The organism is Exiguobacterium sp. s150 (genome assembly GCF_018618435.1).
GTDB lineage: Bacteria > Bacillota > Bacilli > Exiguobacteriales > Exiguobacteriaceae > Exiguobacterium > Exiguobacterium alkaliphilum.
The window spans coordinates 68,915-87,271 of record NZ_JACSMC010000009.1 but is presented as its reverse complement, the minus strand read 5'-3'; the positions used below and the strand labels follow the sequence as shown (position 1 = coordinate 87,271).

Below are 18,357 nucleotides of genomic sequence, written 5' to 3'. Positions count from 1 at the left end.
ACGGCTTGAGCCCTGTCGAATACAGGTCTCAAGCCGCTTAGGCTGGTTTTCATTATTTACCCTGTCTACTTGACGGGGAGCAGTTCAATTGGGTTCGTCTTTTTGCTTACTTCGTTCCGAACAAACGGTCACCGGCATCGCCCATGCCTGGGACGATGTAGCCGTGGTCGTTCAATTTCTCGTCGAGGGCGGCGAGGTAAATCTCAACGTCCGGGTGTTCGTTTTGAACACGTTCGACGCCTTCTGGTGCTGCACAGAGGCAAGCGAGCTTGATTGACTTCGCGCCATGCTTTTTAAGTGCCGCAATCGCGTCAGCAGCCGAGCCGCCTGTCGCAAGCATCGGATCGACGACGATGAAGTCACGCTCCGTGATGTCCGTCGGCAATTTGAGATAGTATTCGTGTGGCTCGAGCGTCTCCGGGTCACGGTATAGACCGATGTGACCGACTTTGACGTTCGGCATCATTTTGAGGAAGCCATCCACCATTCCGAGGCCTGCCCGTAAAATTGGGACGATACCCAATTTCTTGCCGGCAATCATCTTCTGCGTCGATACCGAGACCGGTGTCTCAATCTCTACGTCTGTCAATGGAAGGTCGCGTGTAATTTCATATGCCATGAGCGACGAAACTTCGTCGACGAGCTCGCGGAACTGCTTCGTCCCCGTCTCTGCTTTGCGCATAATCGTCATCTTGTGCTGAATCAATGGGTGGTCATAAACGTGTACTTTTCCCATCATGCTTCACTCCTCTCTCAATCTCTCTTGAGCATTGTACCCTAACCCCCTGCAAAAAGGTAGGGGCAACTTCTGTTTTCCAAGAGGTCAGACGAAACCCCGAGGACAGCATCTCTACCTCGGGGTCTCCCTCTATTTTACAATTTGAAGAATTTAAAGAAAGCGGCCGTCTGTTGTTTCGCTTTGCCGCACATCTTGCCTTTCGGGGCATCTTGTTTCGTAACGTGGGCATGTTTTTTCGCTTTCACAGCTTTTTTCTTGACGTGCTTTTTCTTTTTTTCATCTTTTTTCGATGTGACTTTCTTCTCGTCCGCGACTTTTGGCGCAGATGAAGATGTCGTCTGGGCCGGAGTTGTCGCTTTCACCGGGGTCGTCGTCGGTTTTGCGACCGCCTCGGTCTTCGTAACTGTTTCAGCCGGTTTCACCGTCTCCGTCGTCGTGACCGTTTCAGCCGGTTTCACCGTCTCCGTCGTCGTGACCGTTTCAGCCGGTTTCGCTGTCTCCGTCTTCGCGACTGTTTCAGCCGGTTTCGCTGTCTCCGTCGTCGTGACCGTTTCAGCCGGTTTCGCTGTCTCCGTCTTCGCGACTGTTTCAGCCGGTTTCGCTGTCTCCGTCTTCGGTGCCGTCTCGGCTGGTTTTACTGTCGATTCAGTCGAAGTCGCTGTCGACGTCGGTGTCGACGTCGGTGTCGACGGCGCCGGAGCAATCGTCGCCGTGCGTGTGACGAGCCCCGCGTTCCAGTTCACATACTCATCCGCCTCATGGAAATGGATGAACCCTGCGTCTTTCGCGAGCTTATGGCTCTCGGCACTTTGCCGCGTCGAAATCGTGAGCGTCTTCACCGAGTGTTTCGTATCGACCGCTTGTAATTTCTTAATCATGTTTTGTGACCATGCGTCGCTCTTGATCGTGTCGGCGTTGAAACTCTCCCACATGATGCCATCGACATAAGGTGCCGTCGACGTCTCGAGCGTGTCGAAGCCCCAGTTTTGGACCATGGCGATGTCGCCGTATTTCGCCCGCGCTTGCTTCAAGAAGTTGACGAGCCCATCACGTTGCTGTTTGAGCACGGTCGGATTGTTCAAATGCTCATTGTCGATATCGCCGACCGTGTCCATGAACACGCCGTCGATTCCTTTGGCGATGACTTGGTTTTGAATTTCCGTGAGCAACAAGCCTTGGAAATGCGTCGAAGCGATATTTGTCAAATACGAATCCCATTCCGGATAATGGACGCGCTGACCGTTACGTGTGAAGAAGTCCCCTGCTTGGAGCTTCGACATGAGACCCGTGTTCCATGTCGCGACTTCCATGACACTAATATATCCGAGCACTTTCGTGCCGCGTGATTGAATTAAATCGATTTGCGCTTTCGTGTAGTGCAACGGCTCGATGATGACGAGATCGTAGTTTTGCATATCCTTCAGAATCGCATCTGTCGGATGACCATAAAACACTTGATAGTTTTTCACACCGTCGAGTGGGTTCATCGTTTGCGCCCCCGATTTTGACATGTTTACACTAAGTATTAACAACACAACTGTTAGAGACAACATTAACTTTTTCAATTTCACTACCTATTCCTCTCCTGATGACGAACAAAACGTGGTGACGGACGATGGGGTAAATTGAGGGTTTCTCTAACTCCTCCTTTATCCATATAGTGACGAAAGGTATAGTGCTGTGTGTTTTATGAGTATATCGGTTATATGTAGGACTTATTAAACCTTCGCAAAAAAAATTATAGGATAGTTTTCCAACGAAACATAGTATCAATTTGACAACAAAAAACCGCTTTTCTGACATAATTTCGTCATAAAGCGGGTATACTTACATTTTTATTTTATGAGTTTGATTCGATGACGCCAGCAACTCTTTCAGCTGTACAGCATCTAGACCGTATTCGTCCCCGGTATGAAGGTCGACCACGAACACGTCCCCGCCGGCGACATAGACGTCGAGGTTTTGTTCGGACAATCGCTCGTGAAGCGAAATCGTCCCGCGATAAGTAGCGGTCGTCGGTACGCGCGACGGGACGACTTCTGTCAGCAACTCGAATAGCGCACGGGTATTCGGCCCATCGAGATGGACCATCGTCCCGTCTTGTTCATACGTGGCCAACCGCACCTTCTCGCTTGCCGGCGACAAACTCATCAACGTCGTCGTGAGCGGCAATCGGACGCTGCCCCACACCTCGATGACCGTCCCGTAACGTTCGGACAAGGTAAGGGACGACTCGTCCCCGACTTGGCCGATCGGTTCGTCCGAGACGATGACGCGCTTCAACAGTTGGCGACGCGACCCGTCGAGCACGACCGTCGCTTCAGTCGTATCGAGATACACATGTTCCCCGACAAAGATGTCCGGTAACACTTTCCGCTCGAACGCGTCCTCCGTCCCGATTTGAAGTGTGACGCGCCCGTCGGTCAGCTGGGTCAAGAACGTATACCCGCTCGTCCGCTCGGCTTTAAAGACGAACAACCCCGACTCGATCGTCCGGTCGAGCGTCCGACCGTTCCGTTTCACGTCGTACGTGACGTAAAGCGACCCGCTGTCTGGGGTTTCATAACGAAACATCGACCCCGCCAGCACGCGCTCGTGTTCCGCATCGATATGAAATCGCTCGTTGATGAATGACGTGTCAAACGCCGGCTCAAACGTCATCATCCGCTTGGCTTCTGTCTCTTTTACGTCAGCTGCTAGCGGTTCGAGCGCCTCGATCGGTTCGACTGCAAACGTCCGTTCGAACTGCTCATAACTGTTTGCACACGAGACGTAACGCGTCTCGCCGCTCGCCCAGTAGCTGACGGTCTTGCTCCCTAGCTCTTCATAGACTGGGTGAACGTAGGTCGCCTCCGACACTTTCGCCCGCTGCGCCGGCAAGATATCCGTCGGTTGCTTCTCGCAATATGTAAGAATATGTTTCTTTATTTCCAATGGTAATTCCATCCCACTCGTCTGCTTGAGCGCCGTCGCGGCGAGCGGACGCATCTCGATCGCACTCATCGAGTTCGCACCACAACCGCTCAAAACCAAACATAAAAAGAGAATAATCCAAAATTTCCGCATTATTCGACACCCCTTCCTCGTTCGGTCGTCTTTGGATACGTCCCCCTAAAATTTCCTTATTCATCATATCATATATGTTGTTTCGATTATATTTTCAGAAGTGTTACGATTTGAAAAAAGGTGCCACCGCGCGTGGCACCTTCCCTTATATGCGTGTATTAGTCGTCGTCACGATCGTCGTCGTCATCATCACGATCATCATCGTCATCGTCCAGCTCAATCTCTTTCACTTGCTCTTGCAGATTCAATTCAAGCTTGACGCGGTCGCCGGCTTTCGGCATCCCGTCATCGAGTTCATAGCGCGCTGCCAATGGGAACGTCAACTGTTGTCCTTCTCGTTCAATCGTCACATCACGGTCGGACATCTTGACGAACGTACCGTAAATGTCGAAGTCGTCGTTCTCACGGTCGACTTCCTTCACTTCGTTGTTGCGGTTGAACTCGAGTTTGACGCGATCGCCCGCTTTCGGTGTGTCATCATCGATTTCATGACGGGCCGCGAGCGGATACGTCGACTCTTTGCCGCTAAAGCTGATTGTGACGTCACGGTCCGTCAAGGCGACGAGCGTGCCGTACAATTCATAGTCATCGTCGTCATCGACAGAACGGATTGGGATATCGCCTGACTGTGCCGGCTCAGCCGCATCATCATTCGTCTGGACTTGTCCGTCGTCTCGTGCGTCATCTCTTGCATCGTCAGACCCGTTCGATTCGCTGCTCGCACTGTCAATCGCCCGTGGGACGATGACCGTGTCCGTCTTATCGTTGGCGACATACAACCCAATCCCGGCAACGGCGAGTACCGCCAAGCCGACGCCTAAAATCCATCCAATTAATTTCATGTTCAATTCCTCCTCATTTCGTGTGGTGTTCCTAATCTACACCTTTATCATAGAAGGTCGACCTTAGAGCACCACGAGGATTCCATTAGAGAACGATGAGAAGTTGCGAAACTTCTTTCATTTCGTGACGTAAAAGACGCTCCCGCTCGGTGCGTTGGCGTAACTCCCGACGGTCCAGCCGTTCAAATCCGCCACCTCTTTCGCGATGGCGAGCCCAAGCCCGCTACCACTCCGGTCTCGCGCCTCATCGAGCCGATAAAACCGGTCGAACAGACGCCCCCGTTCCTCTTCATCGAGCGTCGGCCCGTGGTCACGGACCTCGATCCGTGTCGGCGTCATCGTGACGCGCGTGTCCTCGGCATACTTCAAACTGTTGTCGATGAAAATGACGAGCAAGCGCTGAAGCGAATCGCGATGACCTTCCCACTGCCCCGTCGCCTCGATTGGCACCCCTTTGCCGTGCGAGCGTTCGAACCGTTCCTCGAGCTGACTTGCTAGCTGCGTCAACTCGATCGCCTCGGACTCGACTTCTTCGATTGTAGGGAAACGGCTCAACTCGAGCATCGGTTCAATCAAGTCTTCACGCATTTGGCGCGACTCCGTCAAAATATGGTCGATCGCCTCGTCACGGACGGCCGGGTCGCTCTGCCCCCAACGCCGGAGCAGTTTGGCATAGCCTTCGATGACCGTGAGCGGCGTCTTCAGTTCATGTGAAACATCGGCGACGAAGCGTCGTTGTTGGTCCATCGACCCTTCGACCCGACCGATCATCTGATTGAAGCCGTCCGCGAGCGTCGCCACTTCGTCCTCGTCAGAGCCGACCTCAATCGTTTCGAGCGTCCCGGACGTGGTGATGCGTTGCATCGTCGCCTCTAGCTTTCGAAGCGGCGCGAGCCCTTGGCGGACGATCCATAAACTGCCGATGAACGTCACAGCGACGGCGATCAAGAAGATGATGACAAAAATCGTCGCGAGCGTGCGAAGCGTCTCACTGACCGCCGCATCCTCGAACCCGTAAGCGAGCCCATTCGATGTCGCGATGACGAACCAGTCACCAATCAGTGCCGGCTCCCCGTAATTGACCGGGAAGCTCAGCCCGTCCGCGGTCGAACCACCGACGATGGCCCATTCCCCGTTCGCTTGCCGCTCGAGGACGACACTGTCTTCATGGAGCGAGACGACGGCGTCACGGTTGCGCGTATCTTCTTCTAACAGGCTGAGCGCTTGTCGCAACACGTCATAGCGGGAATCGATGATTTGGTGACGGGAGACGAGCCACGCGACCCCGAACGACGTGATGAGCAGAAATAACATGAATCCCGTCATCGCGAGGGCGATTTTCGTGCGCAGCTTCATCTTATTCACCACGCTTCAACATGTATCCGACACCGCGAACGGTCTGAATCCAACTGCCCCCGAGCTTCTTCCGGACATAGCGCACGTACACGTCAACGACGTTCGTGTCCCCGTAATAATCGAAGCCCCAGACGTGTTCGAGCAATTGGTCGCGCGTCAACACCCGCTCCGGATGTTCAATCAAATAGGCGAGCAAGTCGAACTCACGCCGCGTCAATTCCACATGCGCCCCGTTACACGTCACTTCATGACGGTTGACGTCGACGGTGAGGCCTTCATAAGAAAAAGTTCGTTCGCTCGTATCGGTTTGAATGTGTTGGCGCATCCGTAAGAAGGCACGAATCCGGGCGAGTAACTCCTCCATCTCGAACGGCTTCGTGATATAGTCGTCTGCCCCGAGGTCGAGCCCGCTCACCTTGTCATACCGGTCGCCTCGCGCCGTCACCATGAGCACCGGTAGCGTCGGTTGCTCGGCTTTGATGCGACGCACGACTTCGAGGCCACTCATGTGGGGCAACATGACGTCAAGGAGCATCAAGTCAATCCCACCTTGAAGCGCCCGCTCGAGCCCGGTCCGTCCATCGTGCTCGACTTCGACCGCATACCCTGCGTGCATCAGTTCGAGTTGTAACAGCCGTGCAATTTTAACGTCGTCTTCGACGACAAGAATCGTTGCCATCGTCTTCATCCTCTCTGCAAAAAACGCCGAGCAGTCCGCCCGACGCATCGTTATTCTGTTCCCGGATTGTTCAGTCGAAAAACGGCCGGATCGTCTCCGGAATCAGTTGACCTACCCGCGCCTCAAGTGAGTCGGTCCATCGTTCCACACGAGACTCGAATCCATCGGCTTGAAGCGAAAGCTCACTTCCGTAAGACATCCATTGACCGAGCCAGTCGTTGCCCGTCACCGTAAAAAATAAAAATCCAAATACACCGACCGCCATGAGCGAGAGTGCCAACACACTCACGACCACGCCTCGCACCATCCGGCCAAACCAACTTGTTCTGCTACGTCTCATCCTATCGCTCCTTCATCTTTTTCTTCATGATACGAGAGTCACTTGAGAACGCTTGGTGAATCCGATTAGAATTTGATGAGAAAAGAGGCTGTAGCCTAAGCTACAACCTCAGTCTCCGGCAAGGACCGACTCGGCGATCGGTGCCCAATACGTCCCTTCCATCGCCGCGACTTCGGCGAGCGTCTCCCGGTAAGCCGCATCCCCGGCCTTACGCTCGGCGATCCCTTTCATCCATAAGACGTCCGCCTTGTACCCGGAATCGGGATACGTTTCGACATAGGCGGCATAGTCGGCAATCTCCGCTTGATTCAGCTTATTGTCGACGAGTAGGCGATAAAATCCGACCGCCTGCTCTTGTCCGGCTTTCGGCTCCCCGACGAGCAGCGCGTCCGCTTCCTCGTAGCGCTTATCCGAGACGAGCGACTCGACCTCTGTGAGCGGGATGACGGCCGGTGGTTCCGTAACAGGTTCCGGTGTTGCCTCTTCCGCCTGCAGCGCCTCGTTCTCTTGTTCGAGACGGGCCACTTCCTGTTCAAGTTCTTCGAGCCGCTCCGCGAGCGCCTCGTCTTCCGTGATCGTATCAACCGTCGGCTCGTTCACGGTCGGGACGGGTGCCGGTTCGTCGGGCCAGAGCGCCAAGGCGACAAGAGCGAGCACAATCGCAGCCGGCAACCCGAGCCATCTTTTCTCCCATTTAAAAGCATGCCGCCAGTCCGACAAGTCGGCATGGTTCATGACGGCCGGCGTGAACGAACGAAAGCGGCGCTTGGCCGCCTTCTTTCCGTTCGCTTTCACTTCGAGCGCGAGTCCGAGTCGATGGAACGCAGCCGGCACTTTCATCCCGAGAAGCGGTACAATCCGTTCGCTCGCCTCACTGAAATAACCGTGGTCGAGCAGCGTCGTGATGACACCGAATTCATTCGCCACAAGCCGAAACGTCGGGTCGTGCTCGCCTTTCCTGGCGAGCCATTCCGTCATGTCGAGGAGCGGCAGTGTCGCGAGTTCTCGGTCTGCGAGTGTCCGTGCGTCCATGCGTCAGCCTCGTTCCGGGTAGAGCGGGAACTTCGCCGTCAAACGACGTACTTCTTCATGTGCTGTCGCGAGCACCGCTTCATCTTCATGATTCGTCAATACTTGCCCAATCAACCGGGCGACTTCACGCATATCGTCTTCTTTGAAGCCACGCGTCGTCATCGCCGCTGTGCCGAGACGAATCCCGCTCGTGACGAACGGTGATGCCGGATCGAATGGGATCGTGTTTTTGTTCACCGTGATGCCGGCCGCGTCGAGCGCATGCTCGGCCGCTTTCCCGGTGATGTCGATGCCGCGGAGGTCGACGAGGAGAAGGTGGTTGTCCGTGCCGCCCGATACGATGCGGAGCCCCTCTTCTTCTAGCCCTTTCGCGAGCGCTTGTGCATTTTTGATGACTTGTGCTTGATAGTCTTTGAATTCAGGTTGGAGCGCTTCACCGAACGCTACCGCTTTCGCTGCGATGACGTGCATGAGCGGACCGCCTTGAATGCCTGGGAAAATCGACTTGTCGATCGCCTTGGCGAACTCTTCTTTACAGAGGATCATCCCCCCGCGCGGACCACGGAGTGTCTTGTGCGTCGTCGTCGTGACGAAGTGCGCGTGCTCGACCGGGTTCGGATGAAGGCCAGCCGCGACGAGTCCAGCGATGTGGGCCATGTCGACCATGAGATACGCACCGACGCTGTCGGCGATCTCACGGAACTTGGCGAAATCAATCGTCCGCGGGTATGCCGAGGCACCAGCGACGATGAGTTTCGGTTGATGTTCTTTCGCGAGGGCTGCGACGACGTCATAGTCGATGTGTTCTGTCTCTTTGTCCACACCGTACTCGACGAAGTTGTATTGAACGCCTGAGAAGTTGACCGGACTTCCGTGCGTCAAATGACCGCCGTGCGACAAGTTCATCCCGAGCACCGTGTCGCCTGCTTCAAGGATCGTGAAGTAGACGGCCATGTTCGCCTGCGCGCCCGAGTGCGGCTGGACGTTCGCATGTTCGGCACCGAACAGCTGTTTCGCGCGGTCGCGGGCCATGTTTTCGGCCACGTCGACGAACTCACAACCACCGTAGTAACGGCGGCCCGGATATCCTTCCGCGTACTTGTTCGTCAATACGCCACCTTGCGCTTCCATGACTGCCTCTGAGACAAAGTTCTCCGAGGCAATGAGTTCGATGTTCTCCCGTTGACGACCGAGCTCGTGTTGCATCGCTTCAAACAATTCCGCATCCTGCACTTTCAACTTCGTCGTGTTTACCATGTTGAAACCCCCTCTGAATGTCTAAAAATCAACACCCCCATCGTAACATAAGCTTCTTTTTTTGGGTATCGTCTAATCTAGTGGCAAGTCGGGTATCATATGAGAGAAGACGACTAGAGGAGGGTATTTATGATTGAGACAAAACAAATCACGATTACTCCGTTCGATCGCGAACGGACCGTTCGGATTTACACGCCGGCCGACTACGAGACGACAGACACGCGGTATCCGGTGCTTTATATGCACGACGGACAGAACGTGTTCAGTGACGAGGATGCGAGTTATAAGATGAGCTGGCGTGCCGGTGCATACTTAGATGCCTCAAAGCGTGACTTGATTATCGTCGGAATCGACTCTGCCCCTGGCGAGATGCGGCTCGACGAATACGGACCGTGGGAGAACCCGTACATCGGCGAGAGCTTGCTCGGTCAAGACGTGACGCTCGGCGGTCAAGGCTCAGCGTATATCGAATATATCGCCCAAGAGTTGAAGCCGATGATCGATGCGAACTATCGGACGAAGCCGGACGAAACGGCGATGATGGGCAGCTCGATGGGGGGATTAATCTCGATTTATGCCGCTTGCGTCTATCCTGACGTCTTCAAGCGTGTCGCTTCGTTGTCCTCGGCGTTCTGGTTCAATCAGACGGAACTCGAGCAGTTGATTGAAGCGAGCGATTTGAAAGGCGTTGAACGGCTTTACATGGACGTCGGCCGTAAAGAAGTCGAACAGCCGACGGCGGACGGGCCGACGAACGAGATGTATCTCGAGTCGAGCGAACGTGTCTACGCCCTGCTCCGCGATAAGGTGGAGCATATCCGCTTCGAGGTCATCGAAGAAGGCGTGCACAACGAAATCGCCTGGCGCGAGCGGTTCCCGATGGTCGTGTCGTACTTATTCAGCGAGGACGTATAACGCAAACGAAGCCGGTCCATGAAGGACCGGCTTCGTTTATTTGGCTGGATAGTGCGCCCGCGGGCCACCAATCAGTTTCGGCCGGGTGATGGCGAACGTGACGTACGCCTCACCGAGCTGTTTTGCCGACAAACGGACGGGAATCGCGACCGGCTTCAAATGCATACCGATCAACGTCGAGCCGATGTCGATGCCGGCGTCCGCTTGAATCGCTTCGACGACGCACGGCGCGTCCAAACGTTCATACGCCTTCTCGGCCATCGCGCCCCCGGCCGCCCGAATCGGGACGACGGTCACTTCCGTCAACCCGAACTGTTTTAACGTCCGACGTTCGACGGTGAGGGCACGGTTAATGTGCTCACACCCTTGGAAGGCGAGGTGGACGCCGGTTTTGTCCCGAAACGTTTGGAACGCCTCGATGAATTCCGAGGCGACATCCATCGACCCGGCCTTCCCGATCGTCTTACCGAGCACTTCACTCGTCGAACAACCGATGACGAGAATCTTTTCCTCATCTAACGGAAACCGTTCATGCAACTCCGTCAATAAGTGCAAAAGCTCCGTCTTCATCGTCGTCACTTCGATTCGTACGCACTCATCTTGTCGACACGGTTCGAGTGGCGACCGCCCTCGAAACTCGTGTCGAGCCACGTCTCAACCAAATCCAAAGCAAGGCCTGGTCCGACGACCCGCTCACCGAGCGTCATGATGTTCGAGTCGTTATGTTGACGTGTCGCCTTCGCGCTGAACGAGTCATGGACGAGCGCGGCACGAATCCCTTTCACTTTATTGGCCGCAATGCCAATTCCAATCCCTGTGCCACAAATCAAGATCCCACGGTCGAACTCACCTGCCGCGACCGCTTCTGCGACCGGGATGGCGACGTCTGGATAGTCGATCGACTCGGCCGAGTGCGTCCCGAAGTCTTTATACTCATGTCCCAATTCCTCGAGTAATCCGACGATGTCCTTTTTTAAGTTGAATCCGCCGTGATCGGCGCCGATTGCGATTTTCATTCGTTCATTCCCCCGTTTTTTTTGGTAAGCGTCTCGGTGGTTTCGTCACCTTCGACCCATCATTCGTCAATTTTAGCACAAGTCGATTGACGAGTGGTTCGAGTTCGTTTCGGACTTGGCGATAGACGTTCATCGACCCTCCGAATGGGTCGTTGATGTCTCGTTCGAGTCCGGTCACGAATTCGTAGAGCGTGTACGTGCGGTCGGCGAGCTCCGGGTGCATGTCTCGAATTTGTTCACGGTGCGCGCGTGTCATCGTCAAGATGACATCGGCCCAACGGCCGAGCACATCGTCAAACGTCTGTGTCACATGGTCGAGTTCAATCCCACGTTCCCGCAACACTTGCAGGGCGTTCTCCGAGGCATCGAACCCTTGCATCGTCCGAAGTCCGGCCGAGCGGATATCAAATTCGTCACCTGTCACTTTCGAGCGAAGCAATGCCATCGCCATCGGGCTGCGGCATGTATTTCCGCTACATATGAATAATACGCGTTTCATCGACATCGCGTGATCCTCCTCTATGTCCTTAGGCCTCTTCGTGTGACCGAACGACTTTCCCGCCCGCCGCTTTATAGAGGCGGTTGTAGACGGCAAGCGCGACTCCCGTCGGCTCAATCCGGTTCACGTAAATCTCTTCCACATCGGTCTCATCAAATTTTCGTAACGCCTCATACAGCCGTTGTGCCGCCGTCTCCATCGAACGACCAAGCGAGAGTGTGACGTCGGCTGGGGTCGGCTCTTCATCGAACACGAGCGCGCCGACGCGTTTGCCGGCTTCCTTACGTGCCGTGACGATTTGGACGAGGTCGTCGCGTCCCCCGTCGACGAGATAAAGTGGTGCGCTCGGGGCGTAATGGGTGTACTTCATCCCCGGTGAGCGCGGTGCCGCGGTCTCGTCGTTCAAGTTGGCATCGAGGTTGACCGGACCGATTACGGCCTCAATCGCTTCTTTCGTCACGCCGCCGGGACGTAAAATCGTCGCCGGTTCTGTCGTGCAGTCGATTACAGTCGACTCGACACCGATGCCTGTCGGTCCCCCATCCATAATACCCGCGATACGACCGGATAAATCATCGGCCACGTGTTTCGCAGACGTCGGGGACGGCCGGCCAGACCGGTTCGCGCTCGGTGCCGCCAAGCCGAGGCCGGACGAGCGAATCAAATCGAGCGCGGCGTCATGGTCCGGCATCCGAAGCCCGATTGAATCGAGTCCCGCTGTCACGAGCGAAGACGCCCGACCGTTTGACGGTAAGATAATCGTTAAGGCACCGGGCCAAAACGCTTCCATCAAGCGCTTCGCGACCGGCGGGATGGTTTGCGCGAAATGTCCGGCCTGTTCGACTGACGCGACGTGAACGATGAGCGGGTTGTCTGCCGGTCTGCCTTTCGCCTCAAAAATCTTGCGAATCGCGACATCGTTCGTCGCATCTCCGGCGAGACCGTACACCGTCTCCGTCGGCATGGCGATCACCTCACCCGCCTTCAAGAGCTCTACCCCAATCTTCACTTCAGTCGGCTTGATCCATTTCGTTTCCATGCGCAATCCCTTCCCTCACGGCGTAGACGATTCGGTCTTTACCGTTTATATCTTTTAAAATACCCGTTTCTGCTTCAGGATAACGTTCGGACAGGTACGTTTTCACAACTTGTCCTTGGTTATACCCGATTTCAAACGCGATTAACTGCCAATCGGCACGCATGACCCGTTTCGAGTCCGCGATAATCGTTCGATAAAAGTCGAGCCCGTCCACCCCGCCGAACAAAGCGAGGTGTGGCTCGAAGCCCGCGACGGTCTCGTCGAGCAGTTCGTCCGCCTCGATATAGGGCGGATTCGAGACGAGCACCCGAATCGACGCATCGGCGATCGGAGTGAGACAGTCCCCTTCATGGAAGACGACGTCAGCTCCGAGCGCTTCGGCGTTTCGCTTCGCCACATTGATGGCTTCCCGGGAAATATCGACCGTTTGGACGCGTTTTCCGAGCTCGAGGCTAAGCGTGATGGCAATCGCACCCGAGCCCGTCCCGACATCGACCGTCTCGTCATCTGCGACGGCGCCGACATGGGACACGACCCACTCAATCAGCTCTTCTGTCTCTGGGCGCGGAATCAAGACGTCACGATTCACTTCAAACATCCGTCCGAAAAACGGTGCCTGCCCAATCAGATGCTGGACGGGTTCACCGGCGAGAAGGCGTGCCATACCGTCCGTAAAAGCTTTCGCCTCGACAGCTGAAAGTTCATCCGACAGCCGAATCAACAACCCCGTCCGGTCGACGTCAAGGACGTGCATCAGCCACCATTCCGCCATCGAGGCGTCGCGGCCGGCTTCAGCCAGTGTGCGCTCTGCTGTTTTCAATGCGGCGGCGATGCGCATCATTCCGCATCCTCCATCAAGCGAGCCTGTTCGTCCATGACGAGCGCGTCGATGATGTCGTCGAGTTCACCGGCGAGCACGCGATCGAGCTTTTGAAGCGTGAGCCCGATACGATGGTCGGTCACGCGGCTCTGCGGAAAATTGTATGTCCGGATCCGCTCTGAACGATCACCCGTCCCGACGGCCGACTTCCGCTGGGCCGATAACTCTTCCATGTGCTCGCTCTGCATCTTGTCGTAGAGGCGGGCCCGGAGCACTTTGAGCGCTTTGTCTTTATTTTTATGTTGCGACTTCTCATCTTGGCACGAGACGACGAGCCCCGACGGGATGTGCGTCAAGCGTACGGCCGACTGGGTCGTGTTGACCGACTGCCCGCCCGGTCCGGATGATGTGAACGTGTCCACACGGACATCTTTCATGTCGATGTGGACTTCGACGTCCTCGGCTTCCGGCAATACGGCGACGGTCGCCGTCGACGTATGAATCCGCCCGCCCGATTCGGTCGACGGCACACGCTGGACACGATGGGCCCCGTTCTCGAATTTCAGCTTCGAGTAGGCGCCGTTCCCGTTGATGAGGAACGTCACTTCTTTGAAACCGCCGAGCTCCGTATAGTTGGCGTCGATTAACTCGACTTTCCAATTTTGCCGTTCGGCGAAACGCGTATACATCTTATAAAGATCACCCGCAAAGAGCGCCGCCTCGTCCCCTCCGGCAGCCCCGCGAATCTCAACGATGACGTTCTTGTCGTCGTTCGGGTCTTTCGGTAGGAGCAAGACGCGGAGCTTCGCCTCGAGCGCTTTCACTTCCGGCTCGAGGAGCGACATCTCTTCTTTCGCGAGCTCGCGCATGTCGCTATCGAGCGTACGGTCTTCGAGCATCTGTTTCGCTTCTTTATACGCCGCGCTCGTCTCTTTATAGTGACGATACGCCTGCACCGTCTCCTCGAGCTGGCTTTGCTCTTTTGAATATTGGCGTAATTTGTTCGAGTCGCTGAGCACTTCTGGGTCAGCGAGCATCTCATTCAACTGCATGTAACGTTCTTCTAATACACTCAAACGGTCAAACATGATGATCCGTCCTTTCTCCGTCAAATCAAACTCTCTTCATTATAGCAAAAAACGAACCGCCGAGGCGGTCCGCTTTGGTCATCAATCGGCCACCGTGTGGCGGACCGGGCGTGGTTTATTCGGAACATCATGACAATGACGGCAACGTGGTTCGTACGACTCGGCGGCTCCGACTAAGATGACCGGGTCCTCATAGCGGGCCGGTTTTCCGTCAATCAAGCGCTGCGTACGGGATGCCGGGGCCCCACAAGACAGACAGATGGCCTGGAGCTTCGTCACGAACTCGGCACGCGCGAGCAGTTCCGGCATCATTGTAAACGGCTCGCCACGGAAATCCATGTCGAGACCAGCGCAGATGACACGTTTGTCTTCTGACGCCAACTGTTCAATCACGTCGACGATGCCCTCGTCGAAGAACTGGACTTCGTCGATGGCGATCACTTGCGTCTCTTCCCTTACCGCATCGTATAAATCTTGGCTCGAATGGACCGGGACAGCCACGACCGAGTTGCCGCTATGTGAGACGACGTTCTCTTCATGATACCGGTCGTCGATGCCAGGTTTGAACACTTGTACCGGGACTTTGCCGTAATGGGCCCGGCGGACACGACGAATGAGCTCCTCCGATTTTCCAGAAAACATACTCCCACAAATCACTTCAATCCAACCGTATCGGTTCGTCACATGCATCATTTTTCTTCGCCCTCTCCATCGATAATCGCTTCCCGATTATACCCATCTTTTCCGTCAAGAAAAAGGGTTGACTTCCATATAAAAAAATAAAAACCGCCAAGGGCAATCCCTAGGCGGTGTGCATACAAGTTGACGATTAACGTTGGTACTTCTTGTTGAAGCGCTCGATACGACCGTCCGCAGATGCGAATTTCTGGCGACCTGTGTAGAACGGGTGCGAGTCAGAAGATACATCGACACGGATGAGTGGGTATTCGTTACCATCTTCCATCGTGATTGTCTCGTTAGAGTAACGAGTCGAACCAGAGATGAATTTGAACTCAGTCGTCGAGTCCATGAATACGACTTTACGGTATTCTGGGTGGATTCCTTGTTTCATTGCTTTTCAACTCCTTCGGCCCTAAGTATTCTTTCAACCTAGAGAAAGTTCACTAGAATATAATAGCACCCGGTCCACAGATTTACAAGTCAGTTTTTGTTTTTTTCACCGGTCGGCGACTCTTTTTCTTGTCGGCCTCGAGTGCCGCGAAAAAGTCGACGTTCGTCTTCGTCTCGTGGACGCGGCGCAAGAACTGTTCGAGGAAGTCCGGCGACTCGTTCATCGTGCGGCGAATCGTCCAGAGCATGTCGAGCTCGTCCTTGCCGAGTAAGAGCTCTTCTTTCCGCGTTCCCGAGCGACGGATATCAATCGCAGGGAAGATGCGGCGTTCCGATAGCTTCCGATCGAGGTGGAGCTCCATGTTGCCCGTCCCTTTGAATTCTTCATAGATGACGTCATCCATACGCGATCCCGTATCGACGAGCGCCGTTCCGAGAATCGTCAAGCTGCCCCCGTCCTCGATGTTACGCGCCGCGCCAAAGAACTTCTTCGGTTTATGGAACGCCGCCGGGTCAATCCCCCCAGAGAGCGTGCGACCGCTCGGCGGTACCGACAAATTGTACGCCCGCGTCAAACGTGTAATCGAGTCGAGCAAGATGACGACGTCTTTCTTGTGCTCGACGAGGCGCATCGCCCGTTCGAGAACGAGTTCCGAGATACGGGCATGGTTCTCCGGTGTCTCGTCAAACGTCGAGTAAGCGACGTCCGCCCCGGGCACCGATCGTTGGATATCCGTCACTTCTTCCGGCCGCTCGTCAATCAACAGGATAATCAGTTCGACGTTCGGATGGTTCGTCGTGATCGAGTTGGCGATCTCTTTCAATAGCGACGTCTTCCCGGCTTTTGGCGGGGCGACGATTAAACCACGCTGTCCGAAACCGACCGGTGCAATCATATCCATGACGCGGACCGACAGATGATTCGGCTCCGTCTCAAGCACCATCTGCTTCTCAGGATAAATCGGGGTCAGAGCCGGGAAGTAGTCGCGGTTCCGTGTCGACTCCGTCGTCTCCCCGTTGACAGCCTCGACGCTGAGGAGCCCTTGGAAACGCTCGTTTTCTTTCGGCTTGCGGACTTTCCCCGTGACGAGGTCCCCGTTGCGGAGGTTGAAGCGACGGATTTGTGAAGCGGCGATGTAGATGTCTTCAGAAGATTGAGAGTAGTTGATCGGGCGGAGGAACCCGAAGCCTCCGTCATTTTGTGACTGCGGGTTCGGCGGGATAATCTCAAGGATGCCTTCGAGGAAGTAGAGGTCCTTCGATTCGGCCTGCGACTTCAAGATGCGGAACATGAGCTCACGCTTGCGTGCCTCGCGATATTGGGGCACGTTCACTTCTTTCGCGATTTCATATAATTCTTTTAACGTCTTCGTCTCAAGTTCACGAAGCGTATAATTTTTAGCTGGTTCGGTCTGTTGACTCATGCAAGTCACCTGTCTTTCATATTTCTATATTTGAAAAATATTTGTAAAGTTCTCATTCATCTAATCACAATTTTTCATTGACGTCACTTGTTAAAAGTGGCGTTATGACAGTCTATTCCCCTGATGTTCAAAAGAAAACAGACATTTTTGTTTCTATGTAACAAATAAGTCTTTATTGCCGCATATTGTTTCAAATATATTACAAGAAAACTGTTTTTTGTCTTGCGATTGAAAAATGCTATCGGTCTCGCGCATGATATAGTTTATTTGCACAGGAAACCGGGTAATACTCGCAACTTGTGCTCTACTATCGTCATTACACATCGACCATATACAATCACAGGGTTTTATTTTAGAAAACGGAGGGAATTACATTATGTTAAAGCGTTTCGCATCTATCATCGTCGCTGCCACTCTCGCGTTCTCGGGTCTCGCCTTCACAACGAGCGAACAAGCCGAAGCTTCTACTGGAACATTCGCTTATTCGAAAGTGAACGGTTTGAACATCCGTACATCGGCGTCACTCAACTCATCAGTCGTAGCTAAGATGGATAAAGGCCAACGTTATACATACCTTGGTAAAGTCGGATCTTTCTACAAGATCAACTACAAAGGGACGCACCGTTACATCTCAGCTTCATCAACGTACACGTACTTGCAAGCCGCTACCGCTTCGACGGTAACGACGGCGTCAACGTCAACAGCTTCAAGCGCACGTTCGAAACTCGTTGCTGAGTCGAAAAAGTACCTCGGCGTACCGTACCGCTTCGGTGGCACGACGACAGCTGGATTTGACTGCTCAGGTTACACGGGCCATGTCTACAAGAAAGCAATCAACAAGACAATCCCACGTGACTCACGCTCACAATACGCAAACTCGAAAAAAGTTTCGAAGTCAGCGATTCAAGCTGGGGACCTCGTGTTCTTCTCACACAACGGAAGCACGATTCAACACGTCGGAATGGCACTCAGCAAAACACAAATGATCAACTCTGAAACAGGCGGCGTTAAATACGCGAGCTTCACATCAGGCTACTGGGCACCACGTTATGTCGGTGCAGGATCGTACCTCTAATTTAAAACCTGTAACGACTCGGTTCATCGGAACCGAGTCGTTTTTTCATGTCGTTCTGTTCATTTTCCGTTCATCTTTCTGTTGTATACTGGACAACAT

General features: G+C 54.4%; 20 protein-coding genes. 2 read left to right on the top strand and 18 right to left on the bottom strand.

From position 1 onward, the window contains the following. Positions 1–106 precede the first annotated feature (106 nt). The 9 genes from upp to glyA all read right to left on the bottom strand — a co-directional run bounded on the left by upp (position 107) and on the right by glyA (position 9,311). A complete protein-coding gene (gene upp / locus KNP76_RS06890; RefSeq protein ID WP_034807371.1) occupies positions 107–736 on the bottom strand; it encodes a uracil phosphoribosyltransferase in 630 nt (209 codons plus the stop codon). A gap of 137 nt (positions 737–873) precedes the next feature. After that, positions 874–2,250 (bottom strand): glycoside hydrolase family 191 protein, encoded by a 1,377-nt coding sequence (locus KNP76_RS06885; RefSeq protein ID WP_214843687.1) that lies wholly within the window; start codon positions 2,248–2,250, stop codon positions 874–876. A 316-nt stretch (positions 2,251–2,566) separates the two neighbouring features. Further along, entirely contained in the window at positions 2,567–3,805 is a 1,239-nt protein-coding gene (locus KNP76_RS06880; protein ID WP_214843685.1) for a hypothetical protein, read from the bottom strand. Between the two features lie 158 nt (positions 3,806–3,963). Further along, positions 3,964–4,647 (bottom strand): hypothetical protein, encoded by a 684-nt coding sequence (locus tag KNP76_RS06875; protein WP_214843683.1) that lies wholly within the window; start codon positions 4,645–4,647, stop codon positions 3,964–3,966. A 117-nt stretch (positions 4,648–4,764) separates the two neighbouring features. Continuing rightward, positions 4,765–6,003, bottom strand: a complete 1,239-nt coding sequence (locus tag KNP76_RS06870; protein ID WP_214843680.1) for a sensor histidine kinase — start codon at positions 6,001–6,003, stop codon at positions 4,765–4,767. Position 6,004: 1 nt separating this feature from the next. Further along, positions 6,005–6,682, bottom strand: a complete 678-nt coding sequence (locus KNP76_RS06865; protein ID WP_034814501.1) for a response regulator transcription factor — start codon at positions 6,680–6,682, stop codon at positions 6,005–6,007. 70 nt (positions 6,683–6,752) lie between these two features. After that, positions 6,753–7,022: a hypothetical protein gene (locus KNP76_RS06860; RefSeq protein WP_214843678.1), complete on the bottom strand. Its 270-nt coding sequence runs from the start codon at positions 7,020–7,022 to the stop codon at positions 6,753–6,755. Between the two features lie 108 nt (positions 7,023–7,130). Next, a complete protein-coding gene (locus KNP76_RS06855) occupies positions 7,131–8,054 on the bottom strand; it encodes a bZIP transcription factor (RefSeq protein ID WP_034814498.1) in 924 nt (307 codons plus the stop codon). 3 nt (positions 8,055–8,057) lie between these two features. Next, positions 8,058–9,311, bottom strand: a complete 1,254-nt coding sequence (gene glyA / locus KNP76_RS06850; protein WP_214843676.1) for a serine hydroxymethyltransferase — start codon at positions 9,309–9,311, stop codon at positions 8,058–8,060. 129 nt (positions 9,312–9,440) lie between these two features. Between glyA and KNP76_RS06845 the strand changes: the two genes are divergently transcribed. Further along, on the top strand, positions 9,441–10,226 hold the full coding sequence (locus tag KNP76_RS06845) for an alpha/beta hydrolase (protein ID WP_034814494.1): 786 nt from the start codon (positions 9,441–9,443) through the stop codon (positions 10,224–10,226). 36 nt (positions 10,227–10,262) lie between these two features. Here the strand turns inward: KNP76_RS06845 and KNP76_RS06840 are convergent, their stop codons facing one another. The 9 genes from KNP76_RS06840 to rho all read right to left on the bottom strand — a co-directional run bounded on the left by KNP76_RS06840 (position 10,263) and on the right by rho (position 17,183). Then, positions 10,263–10,796 (bottom strand): TIGR01440 family protein, encoded by a 534-nt coding sequence (locus KNP76_RS06840; RefSeq protein ID WP_214843674.1) that lies wholly within the window; start codon positions 10,794–10,796, stop codon positions 10,263–10,265. 5 nt (positions 10,797–10,801) lie between these two features. Next, positions 10,802–11,242: a ribose 5-phosphate isomerase B gene (rpiB, locus tag KNP76_RS06835; RefSeq protein WP_034807422.1), complete on the bottom strand. Its 441-nt coding sequence runs from the start codon at positions 11,240–11,242 to the stop codon at positions 10,802–10,804. Between the two features lie 4 nt (positions 11,243–11,246). After that, on the bottom strand, positions 11,247–11,741 hold the full coding sequence (locus KNP76_RS06830; protein WP_245175440.1) for a low molecular weight protein arginine phosphatase: 495 nt from the start codon (positions 11,739–11,741) through the stop codon (positions 11,247–11,249). Positions 11,742–11,769: 28 nt separating this feature from the next. Further along, positions 11,770–12,780 (bottom strand): L-threonylcarbamoyladenylate synthase, encoded by a 1,011-nt coding sequence (locus KNP76_RS06825; RefSeq protein WP_211780447.1) that lies wholly within the window; start codon positions 12,778–12,780, stop codon positions 11,770–11,772. Beyond that, the gene (gene prmC, locus KNP76_RS06820) at positions 12,752–13,618 is read right to left on the bottom strand and encodes a peptide chain release factor N(5)-glutamine methyltransferase (RefSeq protein WP_214843689.1); all 867 of its coding nucleotides are present in this window, start codon (positions 13,616–13,618) and stop codon (positions 12,752–12,754) included. Before prmC ends, KNP76_RS06825 begins: the two co-directional genes overlap by 29 nt. Next, positions 13,618–14,688, bottom strand: coding sequence for a peptide chain release factor 1 (prfA, locus tag KNP76_RS06815; protein WP_034807429.1), 1,071 nt, complete (start codon positions 14,686–14,688; stop codon positions 13,618–13,620). Before prfA ends, prmC begins: the two co-directional genes overlap by 1 nt. Positions 14,689–14,769: 81 nt before the next feature. Beyond that, positions 14,770–15,381: a thymidine kinase gene (locus KNP76_RS06810; RefSeq protein WP_214843672.1), complete on the bottom strand. Its 612-nt coding sequence runs from the start codon at positions 15,379–15,381 to the stop codon at positions 14,770–14,772. Between the two features lie 136 nt (positions 15,382–15,517). Then, positions 15,518–15,760: a type B 50S ribosomal protein L31 gene (locus tag KNP76_RS06805; protein WP_021066109.1), complete on the bottom strand. Its 243-nt coding sequence runs from the start codon at positions 15,758–15,760 to the stop codon at positions 15,518–15,520. 82 nt (positions 15,761–15,842) lie between these two features. Beyond that, entirely contained in the window at positions 15,843–17,183 is a 1,341-nt protein-coding gene (gene rho, locus KNP76_RS06800; RefSeq protein WP_214843670.1) for a transcription termination factor Rho, read from the bottom strand. 376 nt (positions 17,184–17,559) lie between these two features. Here rho and KNP76_RS06795 point away from each other — a divergent pair, with 376 nt between their 5' ends. After that, positions 17,560–18,258, top strand: a complete 699-nt coding sequence (locus KNP76_RS06795; RefSeq protein WP_034814486.1) for a C40 family peptidase — start codon at positions 17,560–17,562, stop codon at positions 18,256–18,258. Positions 18,259–18,357 lie beyond the last annotated feature (99 nt).

Bases quoted from the DNA above. Each gene is read 5' to 3' on its own strand.
- KNP76_RS06880 (WP_214843685.1), bottom strand. From the start codon at position 3,805: ATGCGGAAATTTTGGATTATTCTCTTTTTATGTTTGGTTTTGAGCGGT.
- KNP76_RS06855 (WP_034814498.1), bottom strand. From the start codon at position 8,054: ATGGACGCACGGACACTCGCAGACCGAGAACTCGCGACACTGCCGCTC.
- KNP76_RS06795 (WP_034814486.1), top strand. From the start codon at position 17,560: ATGTTAAAGCGTTTCGCATCTATCATCGTCGCTGCCACTCTCGCGTTC.
- KNP76_RS06805 (WP_021066109.1), bottom strand. From the start codon at position 15,760: ATGAAACAAGGAATCCACCCAGAATACCGTAAAGTCGTATTCATGGAC.
- KNP76_RS06830 (WP_245175440.1), bottom strand. From the start codon at position 11,741: ATGAAACGCGTATTATTCATATGTAGCGGAAATACATGCCGCAGCCCG.
- KNP76_RS06840 (WP_214843674.1), bottom strand. From the start codon at position 10,796: ATGAAGACGGAGCTTTTGCACTTATTGACGGAGTTGCATGAACGGTTT.
- KNP76_RS06875 (WP_214843683.1), bottom strand. From the start codon at position 4,647: ATGAAATTAATTGGATGGATTTTAGGCGTCGGCTTGGCGGTACTCGCC.
- rpiB (WP_034807422.1), bottom strand. From the start codon at position 11,242: ATGAAAATCGCAATCGGCGCCGATCACGGCGGATTCAACTTAAAAAAG.
- KNP76_RS06885 (WP_214843687.1), bottom strand. From the start codon at position 2,250: ATGTCAAAATCGGGGGCGCAAACGATGAACCCACTCGACGGTGTGAAA.
- KNP76_RS06865 (WP_034814501.1), bottom strand. From the start codon at position 6,682: ATGGCAACGATTCTTGTCGTCGAAGACGACGTTAAAATTGCACGGCTG.
- prmC (WP_214843689.1), bottom strand. From the start codon at position 13,618: ATGCGCATCGCCGCCGCATTGAAAACAGCAGAGCGCACACTGGCTGAA.
- KNP76_RS06825 (WP_211780447.1), bottom strand. From the start codon at position 12,780: ATGGAAACGAAATGGATCAAGCCGACTGAAGTGAAGATTGGGGTAGAG.
- rho (WP_214843670.1), bottom strand. From the start codon at position 17,183: ATGAGTCAACAGACCGAACCAGCTAAAAATTATACGCTTCGTGAACTT.
- KNP76_RS06810 (WP_214843672.1), bottom strand. From the start codon at position 15,381: ATGATGCATGTGACGAACCGATACGGTTGGATTGAAGTGATTTGTGGG.
- upp (WP_034807371.1), bottom strand. From the start codon at position 736: ATGGGAAAAGTACACGTTTATGACCACCCATTGATTCAGCACAAGATG.
- KNP76_RS06860 (WP_214843678.1), bottom strand. From the start codon at position 7,022: ATGAGACGTAGCAGAACAAGTTGGTTTGGCCGGATGGTGCGAGGCGTG.
- prfA (WP_034807429.1), bottom strand. From the start codon at position 14,688: ATGTTTGACCGTTTGAGTGTATTAGAAGAACGTTACATGCAGTTGAAT.
- glyA (WP_214843676.1), bottom strand. From the start codon at position 9,311: ATGGTAAACACGACGAAGTTGAAAGTGCAGGATGCGGAATTGTTTGAA.
- KNP76_RS06845 (WP_034814494.1), top strand. From the start codon at position 9,441: ATGATTGAGACAAAACAAATCACGATTACTCCGTTCGATCGCGAACGG.
- KNP76_RS06870 (WP_214843680.1), bottom strand. From the start codon at position 6,003: ATGAAGCTGCGCACGAAAATCGCCCTCGCGATGACGGGATTCATGTTA.